This is a genomic window from Helicobacter sp. 'house sparrow 1', from assembly GCF_900199585.1.
Taxonomy (GTDB): Bacteria; Campylobacterota; Campylobacteria; order Campylobacterales; family Helicobacteraceae; genus Helicobacter_H.
On the sequence record NZ_FZQY01000004.1, the window covers coordinates 21,438 to 41,634 of the forward strand.

A 20,197-nucleotide genomic window follows, 5' to 3' on the forward strand; every position below is an offset into this window, starting at 1 on the left:
GCAAACTAGTCCTTAATCAAGAGAGAAGAATGAATACTGAAGAACAAATTTTAAGAATTATGCACCAAGAAATACAACCATCTCTGGGTTGTACAGAACCTGTATCAGTGGCTTATGCTTGTGCAATTTTAAAAGAAAATCTCGAAAGTGAAATTCAAGAAATCACACTTTTTGTTTCTGCAAACCTTGCTAAAAATGCAATGGCTGTAACCATTCCAAAAACTAATGTGTGTGGATTAAAATTTGCAGCTGCACTGGGGTATTTATGCGGTCAAAGCAGTTTGCAACTTGAGGTTTTGAAACATATTACTCAAGATGATATAGAGAATGCAAAAGAAATGCTCAATGCTATCCATATCCATATCAAAGAAAATGTTCCAAATCTCTACATTGAAGCAATTGGTCGCGATAAAACAAACACTGTGCGCATTATTATCCAACAGGATCATACCTATGTTCTACTTTTAGAAAAAAATCAAGAAATACTGATACAAAATCCTCCAATTAATGAAGAGGATTCTATGAAAGTCTTTGACTCTTTAAGTCTAAAAGATATTTATGACTTTGCTTGTTGTATAGAAGAGGACAAAATTGCCTTTATTGCAGAATCCGCTGTATTAAATACTCGTCTTTCTGAAGAAGGTCTAAAAAAATCTTATGGATTGGGTCTTACAAAGACATTTCAAAAATATATTGACAATAAGCTTTTAAATAATGATCTCTCCACACAGATTCTAATGCAAACTACCGCTGCCTCTGATGCAAGAATGGGGGGTGCTCCTTTTCCTGCAATGACTAACTCTGGATCTGGGAATCAAGGTATTACTGCAACAATACCTGTAGTTGTAGTAGCAAAACATTTGGATAAAGAAAATGAACTCAATCGAGCACTCTTTCTTTCTCATCTTATTGCAGTTTATATCCATTCAAAGCTTCCAAGACTCTCTGCGCTCTGTGCTGTAACTACTGCTGGAATTGGAAGCTATGCTGGAATTGCCTGGCTATTTAGTAAGGATTTTGAAGTTGTTTCGATGGGAATTTGCAATATGATTGGGGATATTAGCGGAATACTTTGTGATGGCGCAGGAAAAAGTTGCACAATGAAAGTATCATCAACTGTGCAATCTGCCTTTAAGTCCCTCTTACTTGCCCTTGAAAAAAAGCGTGTTAGTGGGATGGATGGCATCGTTGATGATGAGGTTGATAAAAGCATCCAAAATCTCTGTAGTATTGCATCAAAGAGCATGTCTGCTGTAGATAAACAAATCTTAGAAATTATGCTTGCAAAGAATTCTCAATGATATGCTGTACTATCTCCTTTGCACCATCATTTTGAATACTATTTTGCAGTCTTTTGCTCACCGTAGCTATTTCAGCTTTCATTGTTTTTATAAAATCAAAAAGCTTGTTGGCATCTAAATATTCTTGTTCTACTATTACTCCTAGATCCATTTTTTCAAAAAACAATGCATTATAATATTGATGATTGCCTGCTGCATGTGGATAAGGAATATAAAGACAGGGGATTCCATTTGCTGCCAGTTCCCACACGCTACTTGCCCCTGCTCTGCAAACACAAAGATCAGCTTTTGTAATTTTTGAGAGTATGTTGGCATCAAAATCAAATAGGGTGATTTTTTCTAAAATCCCCAATCGCATATATTCTTGCCTCATCCTCTCTAGATCCTTGGTGCCACATTGATGAATAATTTCAAACCCCTGATCTAATAGCTCAAATACGACCTTTAATGCAAAATCATTAATAGCTACCGCACCCTGACTGCCACCTAAAAAAATAATAGTCTTAATCTCTTTACGCTCCCTAGATTCTAAGAAAAATTCTCTTCTAACAGGATAGGAAGTCTTTATAAAATTCTTCGCCTTATCATCAAAACTTCCAAAAATATTAATAGCAAATGGAGTAAGTTTTGCATTGAGCTTGCCCTTGATTGCATTTTGTTCGTGAATAAAAAGTTTTTTTCTAAATAAAACTGCACCAATGCTTGCAGGTCCTGCACTAAATCCTCCAACGCTAATAACGCTGGTAATTTGATATTGATTAAAAATTTTTCTTACTTTCAATAAAGCCTTTACTTGAAGAAATAAAGCTTTTAAAAAACCTATGCCTCTTTTATTTACAACTCCCGTAGTATCTAAAAAATAAACCGCATCAAACAAATCACTTTTTTCAAACCAATCCCTATCTTGTCCTTGAAGAGATCCTATGTAGATAATATGCTGTTTCCTAGCTTTTAATTCTACTGCTAAAGACTTTGCAATAGCTAAATGTCCTCCAGTTCCACCTCCTGTAATTACAAACATAAAAAAACTCCAAACATTAAAATATAACCAAATCAAACTTTTTAGAATTTTACAGAATTTGTATAAATCTCAAATCATAAGCATTTAGGGGCGTATTTTTTGATATTATTGTGAAAATATTTTGGAGCCTATATTAAGGAGTGAATGAATGAGCACTGTTTTACAAATTGGTGCTGGTGGGGTTGGGTGCGTTGTAGCACATAAACTCGCAAAAAACAGAAACACTTTCAGCAAGATTATTTTAGCCTCAAGAAATATCAAAAAATGTGAGGCAATTGCAAAAAGCATTAAGGAAAAGAATCTTGGAGAGATTATCTGCGAAACTGTAGATGCAGATAAAGTAGAAGAATTGGTTGCTTTGATAAATAAGTATAAACCAAAGATTGTTATTAATGTTGCGCTTCCCTATCAGGATTTAAGCATTATGGAGGCTTGCCTACAAACAAAAACTCATTATCTTGACACTGCAAACTATGAACATCCAGATACCGCAAAATTTGAGTATAAAGAGCAATGGGCTTATAATGATAGATTTAAGCAAGCAGGTATTTTTGGATTACTTGGCAGTGGTTTTGATCCAGGTGTTACAAATGTATTTTGTGCTTATGCACAAAAACATCTATTTGATGAAATTTATACTATAGATATCTTAGATTGCAATGCTGGGGATCACGGTTATCCCTTTGCAACAAATTTTAATCCAGAGATTAATCTTAGAGAAGTAAGTGCAAATGGAAGATATTGGGAAAATGGAAAGTGGATTGAAACAAAACCATTAGAAATAAAGCAAACTTGGGCATATCCTGAAATTGGCGAAAAGGATTCTTATCTGCTCTATCATGAAGAACTAGAATCTTTAGTCAAACACATAAAAGGATTGCAACGCATTAGATTCTTTATGACTTTTTCACAAAATTACATTACCCATATGAAATGCCTTGAAAATGTAGGTATGTTAGGCATTCATGAGGTTGAACATGAAGGAAAAAAAATTATCCCTATACAATTTTTAAAAACACTGCTTCCAGATCCTGCTTCCCTTGCAGGTAAAACAGTTGGAAAAACAAATATTGGTTGCTATATTGTAGGCTCTCAAGGTTCTCAAGATAAGAGTGTTTATCTTTATAATGTATGTGATCATCAAGAAGCTTATAAAGAGGTTAATGCTCAAGCTATTAGTTATACAACAGGGGTTCCTGCTGTAATTGGAGCCAAGCTTATTTGTGAGGGCATTTGGGGTGATATTCCTGGTGTATGGAATATAGAACAACTAGATCCAGATCCATTTATGGAAGAATTAAATAAACAAGGATTGCAGTGGCATCTCATAGAGAAGGTGGGGAATTAGATTTTACCTACCTCTTTTTATAAAATAAATATCAGCAATCCCTTATACCAACTCCCAAGAAATTGAAAACAAGGATAAAAATGAAGAAGATTTTTGAGAGTATTTTATGGAATGCAAGGCTTATTATATTGCTTGCTGTAGTTTTGTCTTTAGTAGGGTCCATACTTCTTTTTATTGTGGCAAGTTGGGATATTATTAATGCTGGTATCCAAACTATGTATTATTACACAGGCAAAGGTGGTCAGGGTCATGATATTCACAACATCTTGCTTAATGCTATTATTAGCTCCATTGATCTTTACTTAATTGCTGTTGTCTTAATGATTTTCTCATTTGGACTCTATGAACTTTTTATCTCAAAAATATCCATTAAAGAACTATCAAATATTAAAGTCTTAGAAATTCATACACTAGATCAACTAAAAGACAAACTAGCAAAAGTAATTGTAATGGCTTTAATTGTTGCTTTTTTCTCAAAAGTTCTTAATATGGATGTAAAATCTACTCTAGATATGATCTATTTTGCACTCTCTATCCTTGCGCTCTCCCTTGGTTTATATTTTTTACATAAGGATGCCTCAAAACATTAAGTTTTGAGCCACAAACCCCCTATCTAAATCCGCATAATCCTTAAAAAAATAGGTTGCATAGCCTAGATTATTCAAATACTTTTCAAGTACTTTCTTTTGATCATATCCCATTTCACAAGCAATGATTGCAATCTCTCTTTTGTGGCATTCAAGGATCAATCGTTCCAAAATCTCTGTCCCCCTATCACCTCCAAATAAAGCACAATGAGGTTCTTTCATTACACTTGTTTCTAATGGATATACTTTAGCAATGTATGGAGGGTTGGATATTAATAAATCAAATTTTTCACTTACCCCTTCTAACAAATCTGTTTGGATTAAACAAATACGATTTTTTATATCAAATTTTTCAATATTTATCCTTGCTACTTCAAGCGCATCTTGAGAAATATCTGTTGCAACAATTTCCAAAAAGGGAAATTTTAAAGCAAGAATAATTGAAATAATCCCGCTACCAACCCCCACTTCTACAATCTTTTTTGGCTGAGTTCTCTCAATCCATACGCTCACTTGATCAATTAAAATTTCAGTTTCTGGTCTTGGAATCAGCACTCTTTCATCAACAAAAAAATTTTTAGAATAAAAGCTTATTGTATTTGTAATGTATGCAAGTGGCACACCTGATTTTCTTTTTAAAATACATTCTTGATAGTATTGAAACACCAAAGGTAAGATCTCTTTATCCCCCCAAATATGAATTTTTTCTCGAGAAACCCCAAGAACAAAAGCAAGCAACAACTCGCTTTCTAAATTTGGACGGATATTTGGCTGTGATAATAATTCCCCTCTTCCCCAAGACAGAGCATGCGAAATTCTCAAAATTGATACTCCAATGCCTTTAGACGATCCAATAATGGTGGATGGGTATAATAAAAAAATACATAAAGAGGATGAGAATATGGAAAGGCTTTATTCTCATTTACAATCCTCACCAATGCATTTGCCAATGTGGATTTGCTGAATAAATTAGCACTAAAATTATCAGCATTATACTCAGCCTTACGACTAAAATATCCAATAAATGGCATCATCCAAAAGCTAAAAATAGGAGATAACAAGACAATAAAAGCAAAGATACTACCGCTATTGCCATCAAGTCCCAGTCCTTTTAATATCTCTTGGGTAAAACAACCCATCAATACAAAAAGAATAAATATAAACAAAATGGTAAAAAATAAATTTTTGAAAATATCTTTATGTTTAAAATGACCTAGCTCATGCCCTAAAATTGCCAAAAGACCATCACTGCTTACTTTCTCTAAAAGAGTATCAAACAATATTACACGCTTGGTTTTTCCCAATCCTCCAAAATATGCATTTAACCTCCCATCCCTTTTGCTTGCATCCATTACAAAGATTCCATTACTTTTAAAATCTACCTCTTCTAAAAGACCCTCTATCCTCTCTTTTAAATTCTCATCTTCTAGGGGAGTAAATTTATTAAAAATTGGAGCAATTATTGTGGGATAAAGGACATTAATCAGGAGCACCACCAAAACAATAAAAATAAATCCATAAACCCACCAAAATTCAAAATTAGAAACAAGATAAATCAAAACATAACCAATCAATCCACTAAATACTAGCGTAAGCAAAAGACCTTGTAATGTATCTTTTAAAAAAAGCAAAAAGTTTGTCTTGCTAAAGCCAAACTTTTTATCAAGAACCATTGTGAGATAAAATGAAAGAGGAATATGAGTGAGTGTGTAAATAAGAAAAAAAGATAATAAAAAAAACAGACTGTAGTTATATGGATTATGAAAGAATTTTCCTACAAAATCTTGCAGAGCAAAAAAACCAAAACCAATCCAGCAAAAAAAAAGCACGCACTCATACAATGTAGAACAAATTGAAAATTTCAATTTCTGTATCGCATATATCCCTGCTTTCTTATAATCCTGCTCTCCTAAAATCATAGGAGAAGAATTGAGTTTTTTTTTCACAAAAGAAATCTGAACTAGGTCAATGTAGATTTTTGGTAAGATATACAGTGATATGAAGATCACAGACAAAAAAAGCAACATTTTCTTCTCCCTTATAATTGTTGGGAGGATTTTACGCTAAAAATATAAATCTTTATTAAAAATTAAAAAGGGTTTTTATACTATTGCATAAAAATTTTGTTTTTCTATGGAATGATGAGGTAATTTAGATGCAACCAAAATATATTTTTGTAACAGGCGGTGTGTTAAGTTCTCTAGGAAAGGGGATTTCTTCCTCTTCTATTGCTACACTACTTCAAGCTTCTGGTTTTAAAGTTTCAATACTAAAAATTGATCCTTATATTAATGTGGATCCTGGAACAATGAGTCCCTTAGAACATGGTGAAGTTTTTGTCACAGCAGATGGTGCTGAAACAGACCTAGACATCGGACATTATGAAAGATTTTTAGATACCAATTTAACAAAGCTTAATAACTTTACAACAGGGCAAATCTATCTTTCTGTGATTGAAAATGAGAGGCAGGGAAAATATTTAGGAAAAACCATACAAGTTGTTCCTCACATTGTTGATGAAATCAAAAATAGAATCAAGAATGTAGCCAAAGGCAATGACTTTTTAGTTGTAGAGCTAGGTGGCACAGTGGGTGATATAGAGGGCATGCCTTATTTAGAAGCAATGCGTCAAATGAAACACGAGCTAGGAAGCAATAGTGTAATTAGTATTCATGTAACCCTGATACCTTTCATCAAGGCTGCAGGGGAACAAAAAACAAAACCCACTCAACATTCTGTGCAAGAATTACGCCGTATAGGTATTAGTCCTCAAATTATTCTTGCAAGATGTGAAAAACCTCTTGGCAAGGAATTAAAAAAGAAACTAGCGCTAAGTTGTGATGTAGATGATGATAGTGTGATTGTGGCAGAAGATGCTCAAAGCATCTATCAATGTCCTCTTAATTTCCTAAAAGAAGATATTCTCACTCCTATTGCAAAATACTTTAATCTTAGCCCAATTAAGCCAAATATGGATGAATGGGATATTTTGGTTAAAAAAATTATTTCTCCAAAAAATCAAGTCAATATTGGTTTTGTAGGAAAATATCTTGATCTAAAAGAATCTTATAAATCTTTGACAGAAGCATTGATACACGCGGGAGCCAATATTGATACAAAGGTAAATATCAAGTGGATTGATAGCGAAAACCTTGAAGATCAAAATTTACATTTATTAGAAGATGTGGATGGGATTTTGATTCCAGGTGGATTTGGACACAGAGGTATTGATGGAAAAATAAGAGCAATCACCTATGCAAGAGAAAATAAAATTCCATTCTTAGGTATTTGTCTGGGTATGCAACTTGCAATTTTAGAGTTCTTGCGCAATGTTGCAAATCTTCCTAATGCAGATTCTGTTGAATTTAACCCTAACACCAAAGAGCCTGCAATCTATCTTATTGAAGACTTTATTGATCAAAATGGAGAAAATCAAATCCGCACCCATCAATCTCCTTTAGGTGGCACTATGAGACTTGGGGAATATGAATGCATCCTAAAAGAGGATTCTGTAATTTATAAAAGCTATCACTCCAAAAGCTTGATAAAAGAAAGACATAGACACCGCTATGAGGCAAATCCTAAGTATAAAGCGGTATTAGAACAATATGGTATGCAAGTTAGTGGAGAATCTCCAAACCAACTAATTGAAGCTGTAGAGATTAAAGATCATCCTTTCTTTGTAGCTGTGCAATTCCATCCTGAATTTACCTCAAGACTTAAAAACCCAAATGCAATCATCCTGGCTTTTGTCAAGCATGCATTTAAAAATAGAAGATAATGGATATCTTAAATCATCAAGACATAAGAGATATTTTACAAAAAAGATTTGAGGGGGATTTTTTCTATAGTCTCAAGGACCTCCCTCACCCCCATACCCTAAAAGATTCAAAACTTGGTGCTGAAATGGTCAAAGAGGCCATCTGCCAAAATCAAGAAATTTTAATTGTAGGCGATTATGATGTAGATGGTATCCTTAGCGTTGTTATTATGATGTCTTTTTTTGATGCTATTGGTTATAAAAATATCAGATACCATATACCCAATCGCTTTAGTGATGGCTATGGAATCAAAGTCCATCTCATCAAGCAATTGGTTGCCTCGAATTTTAATGGCATTATTATTACCGTAGATAATGGCATCTCTGCATTTGAAGTAGGAGAATATTGCAGAGAAAATAATATCAGACTGATTATCACAGACCATCATATGCCCCAAGAAAAACTACCTCTAGCAAATGCAATTATAAACCCTCAACAGCCAAATTGTAATTTTCAGCAAAAATCTATTTGTGGTGCCAGTATAGCTTGGTATTTTTGCAATTCAATTAAAATTGCATTGGATCTAAAAATATCAATGTTGGATCTACTCAAATATGTAGCAATTGCTACAATAGCTGATATGATGCCACTTACTCATGTAAATAAAATTCTTGTGAAAAAAGGTATTGAAGTCTTTAGAAACTCTACAAAAAAACCTGACCTTTTGCTAAAAACATTATTCAAAACACCAAAATTTGATTCTCAAGATATCAGTTTTAATCTTACCCCTCTTTTAAATAGTGCCGGAAGACTTGGTGATGCAAAAGTTGTGGTTGATTTTTTTCTCTCAAAAAAAGAAGAAGAAACTCATTTTATTTTTAATCAACTAAAAAATATCAACCAGCAAAGAAAGAATTTGGTTGAAGAGATTTTAATGGAATCTAAGAATTTTATTAAAGAAAACAAATACTGCATCATTGCATATAAAGAAGATTGGAATGAGGGGGTTTTAGGAATTATTGCAACCAAGCTTGCAGAACAATATAACAAACCTGCTTTCGCCTTTAAGATTGAAAATTCTATACTTAAGGGAAGTGGAAGGAGTGATGGCAAGATTGATATTTTTCAAACTCTTTTAATACAAAAAGAATTGTTTTTGCACTTTGGGGGACATTCTCAAGCTATTGGCTTAAGTCTATCTTATGAAAACCTAGATGCCTTTTTAGACATCTTTAAAAATGCAAAACCTCTTTTACAGGAAGAAAAACATAATATTTTAGGAAAAATCAACCTTGATATGATTGATCAAAAACTTTTGCAAATCTTAGAAGAATTTCAACCCTATGGACAAGCAAACCCATATCCCCATTTTGTCCTTGAAAATGTAACAATATTGGAATCTAAACCTATCAAGCAGGTGCATCAAAAACTTCTTTTTAGAAATCAAATTGAGGGAATGATATTTTTTTCAAATGAATTTTATAACAAAAATGACAAAGTAAATTTATGTGTAACCTTACAAGAATCCCTTTATTCAAAAACCCCCACACTGATTATTAAAGAAATTTCAAAATGCCCTTCATAACAAAAACCTATCATATCCAAAAACCAATCAAGGCCTTTCAATTAATTCAAAAAATACTCCAATGCAACAATAAAGAAGCACAAAAAATAATTGATAAAAATCGTATCAGATATAGAGGAAATCCACATCCAATTAAAAAATCTGATATTGTTTTGGGAGAAGTTGAAATTGAAGTTTTTGAACCAAAAGTTTCTATATTGCCTTTTTTCACGCATAAAGATTTTGCCCTCTATCACAAACCCTCAAATTTACTCACGCATCCAAAAGGAAGATTTTATCATCAAAGTCTTTGTGATAGCATTAAAGGAACTTTTGGTAGAGATTCTAATCCTGTGCATCGCTTAGACTTTGAAACAAATGGTATTTTGCTTGTTAGCACTCACAAGGCAAGTGAGGTTGTTTTAAAAAAGCTCTTTGAAGAAAATCAAGTAAAAAAAACCTATCTTGCACTCGTGGAGGGCATTGTTATAAAAAATCAAACCATTAATCTTCCTATACTAGAACCCAACAAAAGCTCTAAAAGTCAAGATCTAGGCATTAAATGCAAAATCCACCCAAAGGGAAAAGAAGCAATCACCCATATTAAAATTCTAAAATATTTTACAAATTCTACGCTTCTTGAGGTCACACCCATTACAGGGCGCACTCATCAAATTAGACTGCATCTTTTTACTATTGGGCATCCTATTATTGGGGAACCTCTTTATACATCAAATAAAAATGAAGCAAGAAAATATTTAGATACAAAGTTATTAACCGAAAATAAATTATGGCTTCAAGCCAAAAGTCTTGAGTTTTCTTACAAAGGGATAAAATACTTTTTTACTACACCATTTGATTTTTTCTAATCATCCCATTTAAATAAGATAAACAAAATAGTATTTAAAAGAATTGCAAAAAAAAAGGGGGGGGGGGCAGAGAAAATTCTGCCCAAATAAAAGAGGTTACTTAGCTAATAATTCATCAATCTTTTGGCTAATTGTAAGCTTATTATCAGGCTCTACTAATCTCTCTGTAACCTCAACACCATCTTTAAGAAACAAAAGTGTTGGAATTCTTCTAACTGCCAACATATCCTTTAATTCCTCATTTTTTTCAATATCTACTTTAAAGAATTTAACTGTTGAATATTCTTCCTCTAGAACTTTCATAATAGGTTCTATCCTTACGCAATCAGGACACCAAGAAGCACTAAAATCTACAACAGCCAAACCAACTTTGGCCTCTTTTTCAAATTGACCTTGATCTATATTTTTCATACTTTTCTCCATTATATTAGTATTTTTGTTAGAAAAAATCCACCAACCATAAGTATAGCAAATAGAACAAAAGCTAATCCAAATGCACCCTTACCAGAATCTGCAAACTTTTTAAGATCAATTTGCAATCCAAGAGCCACCATCGCAAAAGTCAAAGAAAGCTCGCAAATAAATATTAACACACTAATCATCTGTTTTATGGTATCAGTATTCATAAAATGGCCTGCTAGAGAATAAATATATGAGTTTAATACCACAACACCTAAAAACATAAAAGCAAACCAAGGAATGTGTAAATTCCTTTTTCTACCCACATGGTGACTTTTGGTTATAAACAAAGGCACAAGAAGCAATAAAGGCACAAGAAGAATCACGCGTATCATTTTAACAGTAATAGCACTTGCACTTGCAGTATCTCCAATGGATGCAGATGCACCAACTACATTAGCCACTTCATGAAGGGTTGCTCCTATATATACACCCATTTGACTTTCATTCAAATAATTATGCAAAAACAAACCATAAAGCAAGGGATATAAAAACATTGCAAAAAGTCCAAAAATAATTACAGTCCCTACTGCAACAACCCCTTTATAAGCCTCGGACTTGATTGAAGTTTCAAGAGCCAAAACTGCTGCTGCACCACAAATTGCACTACCACCACTAACAAGCAATGCTATATCCCTATCAAGGCCAAAAAATCTTGTGCCAATATAAAACCCTATTATCATGATAAAAACCACCACAATAGTGGCTATTAAAAGCCCATTGATACCTATACTTCCTATTTCATTCAAAGTCACCTTAAAACCATAAAGAATGATTCCTAATCTTAAGAGCTTCTTGGCACTAAAACTAACTCCAAGCTCCAAATCTTTTTTGCTTTTTCTAAACACAGGAGATAAAACTGCTCCTAAAATAATTCCAATTAAAAGTGCTGAAATATGAAAATGTTTGATCACATCCAATCCTGCAAAATAAAGCGAAGCAAAAACTATAACAGCTACAAACAATATCCCATATACATAACCCTGCTTTTCATTTTCCATTTTCTTGATCCTCTTTGAGTTTTAGTTTAAAAAGTTTTTTGTCAAAAATTGCGATGTAAAACATACCCTCAAAAATCTTAATATCTAATAAAAATCCCTCTACTTTTACCTCACATTTTTTAAATCCATTTTGCAAAGCTGTCGCTCTAAATAAGATTTCATGACCCAATTCAATTGGAGCTAAAAACTTCACTTCAGATGAAATAATAATGGCATTTTTTTTATTGATAGCACAAAGGGCTGCATAAGAGGCTGAATTAAAAATAAAGCCAAGATGTATTGTTCGCTCACTATCACTAAGCATTGCAGAGGAGGCGACAAAAACTACTTCTGCACTATTTTCTGCAATTCTTACCAACTCACCACAAAAATCTGTATTAACATTTGTGCAAACAACGAGTTTATCTGCGGGTTTTATCAAAGATATTGGTGCATCCATTTCTTGTTCTTGCATCACCTGCTCCTTTTAAATTTAAAATATCCTCTTTTAGGAGGTGGATAACCCTCGATTGTTTGATCTTGAGATAGATTCAAAAAAGAATCAAGACTTAAAGAATCAATCCAAGGGGTTTGCCTCTGCTCTTGTGTTGTAGTTTCTTTAATGCTTAAAACCTCAACCAATTCAAGATTGGCTCTAAAGCACCAAGCTTGTAGTGCTGGTATAGAAGGAATAAAATAAACATTTTTCATTCTAGCATAACTTACTTTTGGAGTGAGTGCAACCTCATCTTGATGATCAATGATTAAAGTATCCAAAATCAATTCTCCATCAGTTTTAAGACCTTGAGACAGACTTTTAAGGGATCTGATAGGATCGCTACGATGATATAACACACCTAAACAAAATATCACATCAAACTTCTTTTGATAATCCTTTAGATCATCTACTCCAAGCATTTCATAAACGATTGTTGTTTTTAAAAAGTGATTAATAAAACTAAATTGAGCAAAAAAAAGCTCACTTGGATCAAAACCAACCAAACTCTTTGGTTTAGACTTTAACATTTCAAATAAATAATAACCATTATTGCATCCAATATCTGCAACTTCCTTATCCCTTAAATCAATATGTGGAGCAATTTGATTCCATTTAATAAAGCTTCTCCACTCACTATCTATAAATAAATCATTTAGAAAAAAGGGTCCTTTGCGCCAAGGTTTTAATTCTTGTGCAAGATGATAGATTTTATTAGCTTCTTTTTCATCACTCTCAAATGAGATTCTAACGCCCTCATCACATAAATAAGTTGCATCAACTTCTCTTAGTTCTTGAATCTTCTGATAGGATTGATAAATCTTTGGATTTTTAAAATGCATCAAAACAGCGTTGCCATAGGCTCTATAACTGGCCTATTTAAAATTTGTGCCAAGTCTTGATTTTCTATCCCAAGAACAAGTGCAAAGTTATACCTTTTTTTACCAATAAGTTCTAAAAGTTCCTCTTGATTTTCATAATATGCCATCTCAAAATCAAAACTCACATCACAGTCCTTAGGAAAAAAGCCCACTATTCTTCCCCATCTCCCATTCTGCAAAATATAGTTTGCATAGTTACTAAAATCTATGAGAGATTTTTGGGCAATCACAACCCTCTCACTTGCACCATAATCCAATAATTTTGGCGTAGAATCTACAAAGCTTGGCAAAACACTGGGTAGGGATTTAAAAAGCCCTAAATTAAAATCAATTTGATAGGTTTGACAAAGATGTACAACTGCACTCAATTCGTTGAAAAACAATGCTGGGAGCAATAAATAATATTGTGAAAGCTTGTAATAAACTTTCATATCAAACAAAGTTGCAATATGTATTTCTAAAACCTTTTCTTGAGGCACTATGCTTTTTGTATATTCTAATGCAAGATTTAAAAAGCTATGATCAGAAACTACAACTCCCTTATAACTAGTGTCTTGACTAATCTTTTCTAATAATTTTTCTAAATTTCCATCAAAACACAATATCCCATCATCGGTGCAAACCTGTAAAAATATTTCAAACTCTCTAGGTTTAAGATAAAAAACCTCAATATTTTTATTCAACAGATAATATCTCACAAGGCGTGCTATAGATTCTTGCATATCCTGCACTTTGATCCACGCAATTTCTGCATCAATCATTTGTACAAATTTATCATATACAATTCCATATGCACCCATTGCAATTGCCATATCAATCTCTTCAAGACATTTTGCAAAAAAAAGACTTCCTTTTTTTAGACTATTTAGGCTTAATGCAATTCCATTAAAAGATCCAATTGCTGGGGAATTACTTAACTCACCTTGAAGCAACTCTACAACTTGGTTAATTCTCACTAGCTAACCCTACTTCCATTTTTTCTAAAATGATCTATACTTAATAAAGACAATCCCTCATCATCACTGACTGCTAAAATCATACCCTCTGAAATTTCTCCCATAAGCTTTGTGGGTTTGAGATTACTCAAAACACAAACTTGCTTATTGATTAACATTTCAGCTTGATAAAACTGGGAAATACCTGACACAATCTGTCTTAATCTCCCCTCACCCAAATCCACTTGAAGTTTTAATAATTTAGTGCTTTTGGGTATAGCCTCTGCTTTTATTACTGTTCCTATTTTTATTTCAATTTTTTTAAATTCATCAATAGTAATAAAATTTTTCAATTCTTCTACTTTCTTATCGCATTCTTTTTTTTCATCATCTTGCTTCAACTCTACTTTTGGAAATAGTGCAGATACTTTTTTAAGTTCAAATTTAGTTTCTATTTTAGCTTCTTGGACAAATTTTTTATAGTTGGAGCTATTAGGAGTTAATCCAAACACTTCTAATATTTTGCTTGCACTTGATGGCATTATAGGATAAAGACTTAAAGATCCCTTTATTAAAATATTGCAGAGCAATACCAATAATCCTTGCACTCTAGATACTTCACCCTCTTTTATAAGCCTCCAAGGCTCATACTTTGCAACAATAAGATTACCTAGTGCAAACATCTTCCATAGCTCTTCTAGATATTTTGAGGGCTTCATCTCCTCCATTAAACCATTTAAAGAATCTAATATTTTACTTACTTCATTAATCTCTTCTGGGAGGTCCTCCTTTTTACACTCCAACCTTAAATCAAAATATTTTTCTGCCATTCCAAGCAATCGATTTAGTAAATTTCCCAAAACATCTGCAAGTTCTGCATTAATCTTATTTACAAGAGCTTTTTTTGAAAAATCCCCATCTTGGCCAAAACTCACTTCGCGCATCAAAAAATATCTCAATGTATCAGTACCAAACTCTTCAACAATCTCTTTTGGATTGACTACATTTCCTAGGCTTTTGCTCATTTTAACACCATCTATCAGCCACCACCCATGTACATAAATATGTTTAGGTAATGGTAAATCCAAACTCATTAAAAATGCAGGCCAATACACTGCATGAAATCTTAAAATATCTTTTCCAACAATATGAGTTGCATTTTTCCAAAGATCTAGATCAAAATTATTACTACCATATCCCAATGCACTCACATAATTCATCAAAGCATCAAGCCAAACATAAATGATGTGTTTTTCATCTTGGAGAGACTTTGGCAGTTTAATACCCCACTCAAAGCTTGTACGCGTAATAGAAAGGTCATTCAATCCTCCCTTTACAAAGCTGATGACTTCATTTTTTCTAAAGCGAGGCAAGATACAATCTGTCTCATACCACTGTAACAATTGATCTTGGTATTTACTAAGCGCAAAGAAATAACTCTCTTCTTTTATCAAGGTCGTTTTTCTTCCACAATCTGGACAACATCCATTTTGCAATTGAGAGTTTGTAAAATAACTCTCACAGCTTACACAATAATTCCCCTCATATTCCCCCTTATAAATATCTCCTTTTTGATACATAATCTCAAATGCTTTTTGAACTCCGGCAATGTGATTAGAATCTGTAGTGCGTATAAAATAATCATAATCAATTGCTAACACATCCCAAAGGTCTCTAAACTTGGCACTAATAAAATCTGCATAATCCTTTGGACTTTGGGATTTTTTAGTAGCAGATTGTTCGATCTTTTGCCCGTGCTCATCGGTGCCTGTAAGAAAAAACACATCTCTACCCCTAAGTTGGTGATATCTTTTTAGCATATCTGCAATAAAGGTTGTGTATGCGTGTCCTATATGTGGGACATCATTTACATAATAAATAGGAGTAGTAATAAAAGATTTCATAATTTTAGCCCTTGATTTTTTAAAGGATTAATTATAACAAAAATTACCTAGTGGGAATAGCGCAATACTCTCCTACCAGATTCATTAATAATATCAGCAAAACTATCTAAATAATCAAGATAAGCAATAAGATATTTTCTACTAATCCCCCAAGCCTCCCTTAAAATTTCAAGATTTAAATATCCATTTTTCTCTAATAACAAACGCATCTCTTGAATGAGGGTTTGTAGTGTTTGTGTGGGGACAAATAAATTATGTGCTAGCCGAACAACCTTTTGTGAAGCACAAAGTTCTTTTAAAGCATCATCTCCAATCTTTCTATCAATATCTAAGAGATCATAAATATTATATGGGGCTTGAGGACTAAACTTACCATCAAGGAGAATTTGATAGATTCTATCCCTAACATAATGATTGAGATCATCTAACTTATTCTTGATACTTAGATACAAATTTTGGTTTTTTGTAATCAACCCACCCTGATATAGTTTTTCAAGAACAAAAGATAAAACATTAGGACTTGCCCAAGCTATTTTCAAAGACAATGCTTTTGCAGAGAGCAATGCTAAGGGATTTTTATCAAAAATTTTTAATATTTCTCTTTCTAAAATATCTAAACTCTCTTGATGATATAAAACAAGGTTTTTATCATCCAAATATCCTGATGATATGTTTTGTGCAATTTCCAAAATCTCTTGATGATTTAAACAAAATCTTTGTGAAGATGATATGAGACCAAACCCGCGCTTATGAGCTGAAGAAATCAATTGAAATGCACTAAATAAATCATCCAAAAACAGAGCTTCTAAAAGCTTTATTTTTTGGTTTTTCTTCATTGGATCTATAATTGGATTTAAAACCATACCCCCTGCAATATTTCTCTCTTCATCTCTTAAGATAAAGCGCTCTTTAAAAATAGAAAAAATCTTAGTATCACTTTTTAAGGTTGCAAAAACCCCATCTTTAGCTTGCTCCAAAACTATTACCTTAACCAGACTTCTCTTTGCTCCAATAAATAATTGAAAAGTTTTATTGTGCAAATCTTTTTTATCCAAAGGAAATAAAATCACATCAATTTGATCAAAACCCCTCATATATCCTTTTTGAGTCAGTAAAAATCCTCTTTGCAACTCACTGCTTGAGATTCCGCTAAGATTAATGGCTACACGATGTGAAGTAAAGGCTTCTAGAACATTTTTGTTATGAGTCTGTAGTGATTTTATGGTTAATTCTTTATCTAGCTCACAAACATATACTTTCTTATCACAACTAATACTCCCGCTTATGATACTCCCGCTAACAACACTACCAATACCCTTTAAAGAAAAGCTTCTATCAATGTAATATCTAAAAAAACCTGCACTCTTATTTGAAAACTTTGGAATATTATCTAGTATATTTAAAAGATTTTTATGTGTTTTTAAATCAAAAATACTAAAAAACACAACCTCTTTAAGATGAATTTGATTGAATTTTTCAAAGAGCTTAACTACAGAATCCTTGAGCTCTAAAAGCCTTGTTTCATCTTCGCATAAATCAATTTTACTAATCACACAAACTGCTTGTTTAATGCCTAAAAAATTTGCAATCTCAAGATGCTCAATTGTTTGAGGCATAATCCCATCATCAAATGCAACTACAAGTAGCATTACATCTATTCCAAAGGCACCAGCTATCATATTTTTTATGAGTTTATGATGCCCTGGAACATCAATAAAGGCAATTTGTCTTTTTTGTGTTTTTAGGTCTGAAAAACTAATATCAAGAGTAATTCCCCTCTCTTTCTCCTCAATACTCTCATCACCATCAAAGCCATTAAGGCATTTGATCAATGAGGTTTTTCCATGATCAATATGTCCCCCTAAACCAACGATGATATCATTATCCATTGCGATTTTTATAATCTAAATAATCAAAAGTTTTAACTATTTCAAATTTTTCATCATCAATAATTCCTAAAGATGGAAGAGGTATCCCATTAAAGGTTGTATTTTTTACAATAGTGTAGTGAATCATATCTTCAAATATAATACGATCTCCTATTTTTAAAGGGGTCTTAAAACTATAATCACCAATCACATCTCCTGCTAAGCAAGTTGGCCCTCCCAATCGATACTGATAAACTCCAACCCTCTCACCTAAATCAAACTCTACTTGATGAGTATCCTGACAAACCTTCCTCACCTTTGGTCTATAGGGCATTTCCAAGCAATCTGGCATATGCGCGCTTGCAGAAACATCCAATATAGCAATTTGCATTTCATTATAAATAATATCCACCACCTCACCAATTAAAAAACCACACTGCCAACCCACAGCCTCTCCTGGCTCCAAGAACACATCAATATGGTTGAAATGGGATTTAAAATCTCTAATGATTCCATTTAATAAACCAAGATTATAATCCTCTCGCGTAATATGATGGCCTCCACCAAAGTTTATCCATTTCATTTTAGGAATAAAATCCCCAAAATGAGAAATAAAATGTTCAAGTGTTCTTTTCAATGCATCAGAGTTTTGCTCACAATGTGTGTGAAAATGCAAACCATCAATCCCATCTAATCCAAATTCTCTAAACCCCTTATTAAACTCACTAGGATTAATCCCTAAACGACTCCCTGCAACACAGGGGTTATAAATAGGAGGTTCCACCTCACTATACAAAGGATTTACTCTCAATCCTACCTCAATGGGCTTTAATCCAAGCTCTATAAATTGCTTATTCTTTTGATCAATTTTTGGCTTAAACTTCTGCCATTGATAGAATGAGTTGAAGATAATATGCGTTGCAATAGGCAATAAAGCATTTATTTCATCCTCTTTATAAGCGGGGGAAAAAACACAAATTTCTTTATTAATCTCTCTACCGCCAAACTCTTCAAATCCAAGCCTTGCCTCATAGATTCCACTTGCAGTGGTTCCACTCAAATACTGGCTTGCTAAATCAAAGCTATGCCAGAAAGCAAAACCTTTAAGAGCTAATAAAATTTTTGCTCCACTATCCTTTTGTACAGAATCCAAAATTTTTAGATTCTTCTCCAACAATGCCTTTTCAAGAACATAGCATGGAGAAGGTATTGAAAAATAATCCATCAAGAACCTACCAATAATTTTCTAATAATTGCCTCTAATTCTACAGGATTTGACTTTGAGACAAAATAATCAGCTTTCAAAGAAAGTGCCATCTCCTCATTACTACTTCCGCTCATTGAAGAATTTACAATAATTGGTATATGAGCAGTTTGAGGATTATTTTTAGTTTGTTTAATAACCTCAAACCCACTCACTTCAGGCATTTCTAAGTCTGTAATAATAAGGCCAATATCTGCAATGTTTGTTTGATTTGCAAAGAGATAATCTAATAACTTTTGCCCATTAATAAAATCAAAATGTTTTAACCCCAGCTTATCTAAAATCAATCGCATTGTCTTTAGCACACTCAAACTATCATCTGCCAATAAAATTATCTTTTGGCTCTCAATTTTTTTCAATCTAAGCAACTCTGATTTCTTTTCGCTTTCAATCCAAGGGAAGACATCTATAAGCATTCTTTCAATATCTACTACCTGCACTAATCTTCCATCAAAATATCTTGTATGACTCACTATTTTATTATTTTGACTTCCCCCTGTAACGCCAATATTTTGTTCCATCTCCGTCCATTTCTTTGACAAGATTCTATCAGCCTCATAAATGCGAACGCCTATGGTCCATCTTGAAAACTCACAAATCATCACCACATCATCTTTTGTTTGAGGGCGTGTCACTTTATAGGGCGCAAGACTTCTTGTTGGATTATTGGAATCATAATGAAACCACTTTCGCATATCCACTAAGGGCAAAGTCATATCCCTAATAGTGATTAACCCATCAACAAGTGAATTTTCCTCATAGCTTACAACACTCAATGCACCACTATATTTAATAACTTCTCTAATTTTAAAAACATTTACTGCATATAAATCTTTATCTTTTTCTAATCGAAAACAAAATAACTGCAACTCGTTATTTTTGTGCAAGCTTGTAACTTGATCAACTTGTGACAGATTAGACATAAAAACCTCAAAAATTATTAAGATAGCTTGGCAAAA

At 33.0% G+C, this 20,197-nt stretch carries 18 protein-coding genes; 6 read left to right on the plus strand and 12 right to left on the minus strand.

Features of this window, described 5'->3' with window-relative positions; genetic code table 11:
- The first annotated feature begins 29 nt into the window (after positions 1–29).
- On the plus strand, positions 30–1,301 hold the full coding sequence (locus C6H31_RS00515) for an L-cysteine desulfidase family protein (RefSeq protein ID WP_104696862.1): 1,272 nt from the start codon (positions 30–32) through the stop codon (positions 1,299–1,301).
- Here C6H31_RS00515 and murG read toward each other — a convergent pair.
- Entirely contained in the window at positions 1,276–2,322 is a 1,047-nt protein-coding gene (murG, locus tag C6H31_RS00520) for an undecaprenyldiphospho-muramoylpentapeptide beta-N-acetylglucosaminyltransferase (RefSeq protein ID WP_104696863.1), read from the minus strand. The two genes, C6H31_RS00515 and murG, sit on opposite strands and share 26 nt — an antisense overlap.
- 148 nt (positions 2,323–2,470) lie before the next feature.
- Here murG and C6H31_RS00525 point away from each other — a divergent pair, with 148 nt between their 5' ends.
- Both C6H31_RS00525 and C6H31_RS00530 read left to right on the plus strand, forming a co-directional pair.
- Positions 2,471–3,670, plus strand: a complete 1,200-nt coding sequence (locus tag C6H31_RS00525; protein ID WP_104696864.1) for a saccharopine dehydrogenase family protein — start codon at positions 2,471–2,473, stop codon at positions 3,668–3,670.
- An 80-nt stretch (positions 3,671–3,750) separates the two neighbouring features.
- The gene (locus tag C6H31_RS00530; protein WP_104696865.1) at positions 3,751–4,260 is read left to right on the plus strand and encodes a YqhA family protein; all 510 of its coding nucleotides are present in this window, start codon (positions 3,751–3,753) and stop codon (positions 4,258–4,260) included.
- On the opposite strand, the gene prmC is transcribed toward C6H31_RS00530, so the two are convergent.
- Entirely contained in the window at positions 4,249–5,079 is an 831-nt protein-coding gene (prmC, locus tag C6H31_RS00535) for a peptide chain release factor N(5)-glutamine methyltransferase (protein WP_233709916.1), read from the minus strand. The genes C6H31_RS00530 and prmC overlap by 12 nt on opposite strands.
- Positions 5,076–6,284, minus strand: coding sequence for a M48 family metallopeptidase (locus tag C6H31_RS00540; protein WP_104696866.1), 1,209 nt, complete (start codon positions 6,282–6,284; stop codon positions 5,076–5,078). The genes prmC and C6H31_RS00540 overlap by 4 nt, the downstream gene beginning before the upstream one ends.
- A gap of 128 nt (positions 6,285–6,412) precedes the next feature.
- Here C6H31_RS00540 and pyrG point away from each other — a divergent pair, with 128 nt between their 5' ends.
- The 3 genes from pyrG to C6H31_RS00555 are packed head-to-tail and all read left to right on the plus strand — an operon-like array spanning position 6,413 to position 10,451.
- The gene (gene pyrG, locus C6H31_RS00545) at positions 6,413–8,038 is read left to right on the plus strand and encodes a glutamine hydrolyzing CTP synthase (RefSeq protein WP_104696867.1); all 1,626 of its coding nucleotides are present in this window, start codon (positions 6,413–6,415) and stop codon (positions 8,036–8,038) included.
- Positions 8,038–9,603, plus strand: coding sequence for a single-stranded-DNA-specific exonuclease RecJ (recJ, locus tag C6H31_RS00550; RefSeq protein WP_104696868.1), 1,566 nt, complete (start codon positions 8,038–8,040; stop codon positions 9,601–9,603). The genes pyrG and recJ overlap by 1 nt, the downstream gene beginning before the upstream one ends.
- Positions 9,591–10,451, plus strand: coding sequence for an RluA family pseudouridine synthase (locus C6H31_RS00555; protein WP_104696869.1), 861 nt, complete (start codon positions 9,591–9,593; stop codon positions 10,449–10,451). The genes recJ and C6H31_RS00555 overlap by 13 nt, the downstream gene beginning before the upstream one ends.
- A 96-nt stretch (positions 10,452–10,547) precedes the next feature.
- On the opposite strand, the gene C6H31_RS00560 is transcribed toward C6H31_RS00555, so the two are convergent.
- Genes C6H31_RS00560 through C6H31_RS00600 form a run of 9 tightly spaced genes read right to left on the minus strand, consistent with a single transcriptional unit; the run spans position 10,548 to position 20,161 of the window.
- Positions 10,548–10,862, minus strand: coding sequence for a thioredoxin family protein (locus tag C6H31_RS00560; RefSeq protein ID WP_104696870.1), 315 nt, complete (start codon positions 10,860–10,862; stop codon positions 10,548–10,550).
- A gap of 11 nt (positions 10,863–10,873) precedes the next feature.
- Positions 10,874–11,911 (minus strand): YeiH family protein, encoded by a 1,038-nt coding sequence (locus tag C6H31_RS00565; protein ID WP_104696871.1) that lies wholly within the window; start codon positions 11,909–11,911, stop codon positions 10,874–10,876.
- Positions 11,901–12,365 (minus strand): thioesterase, encoded by a 465-nt coding sequence (locus C6H31_RS00570; protein ID WP_104696872.1) that lies wholly within the window; start codon positions 12,363–12,365, stop codon positions 11,901–11,903. Before C6H31_RS00570 ends, C6H31_RS00565 begins: the two co-directional genes overlap by 11 nt.
- Positions 12,365–13,228, minus strand: a complete 864-nt coding sequence (gene cmoB, locus C6H31_RS00575; RefSeq protein ID WP_104696873.1) for a tRNA 5-methoxyuridine(34)/uridine 5-oxyacetic acid(34) synthase CmoB — start codon at positions 13,226–13,228, stop codon at positions 12,365–12,367. The genes C6H31_RS00570 and cmoB overlap by 1 nt, the downstream gene beginning before the upstream one ends.
- Complete coding sequence (locus C6H31_RS00580) at positions 13,228–14,223, minus strand: hypothetical protein (protein ID WP_104696874.1); 996 nt, start codon at positions 14,221–14,223, stop codon at positions 13,228–13,230. The genes cmoB and C6H31_RS00580 overlap by 1 nt, the downstream gene beginning before the upstream one ends.
- The gene (gene metG, locus C6H31_RS00585; RefSeq protein WP_104696875.1) at positions 14,223–16,106 is read right to left on the minus strand and encodes a methionine--tRNA ligase; all 1,884 of its coding nucleotides are present in this window, start codon (positions 16,104–16,106) and stop codon (positions 14,223–14,225) included. Before metG ends, C6H31_RS00580 begins: the two co-directional genes overlap by 1 nt.
- A 47-nt stretch (positions 16,107–16,153) precedes the next feature.
- Positions 16,154–17,995 carry a selenocysteine-specific translation elongation factor gene (gene selB, locus C6H31_RS00590; protein WP_104696876.1) on the minus strand — a complete coding sequence of 614 codons (1,842 nt, stop codon included), beginning with the start codon at positions 17,993–17,995 and terminating at the stop codon, positions 16,154–16,156.
- The gene (gene nspC / locus C6H31_RS00595) at positions 17,988–19,199 is read right to left on the minus strand and encodes a carboxynorspermidine decarboxylase (protein ID WP_104696877.1); all 1,212 of its coding nucleotides are present in this window, start codon (positions 19,197–19,199) and stop codon (positions 17,988–17,990) included. The genes selB and nspC overlap by 8 nt, the downstream gene beginning before the upstream one ends.
- Positions 19,199–20,161: a chemotaxis protein gene (locus C6H31_RS00600; RefSeq protein WP_104696878.1), complete on the minus strand. Its 963-nt coding sequence runs from the start codon at positions 20,159–20,161 to the stop codon at positions 19,199–19,201. The genes nspC and C6H31_RS00600 overlap by 1 nt, the downstream gene beginning before the upstream one ends.
- Positions 20,162–20,197 lie beyond the last annotated feature (36 nt).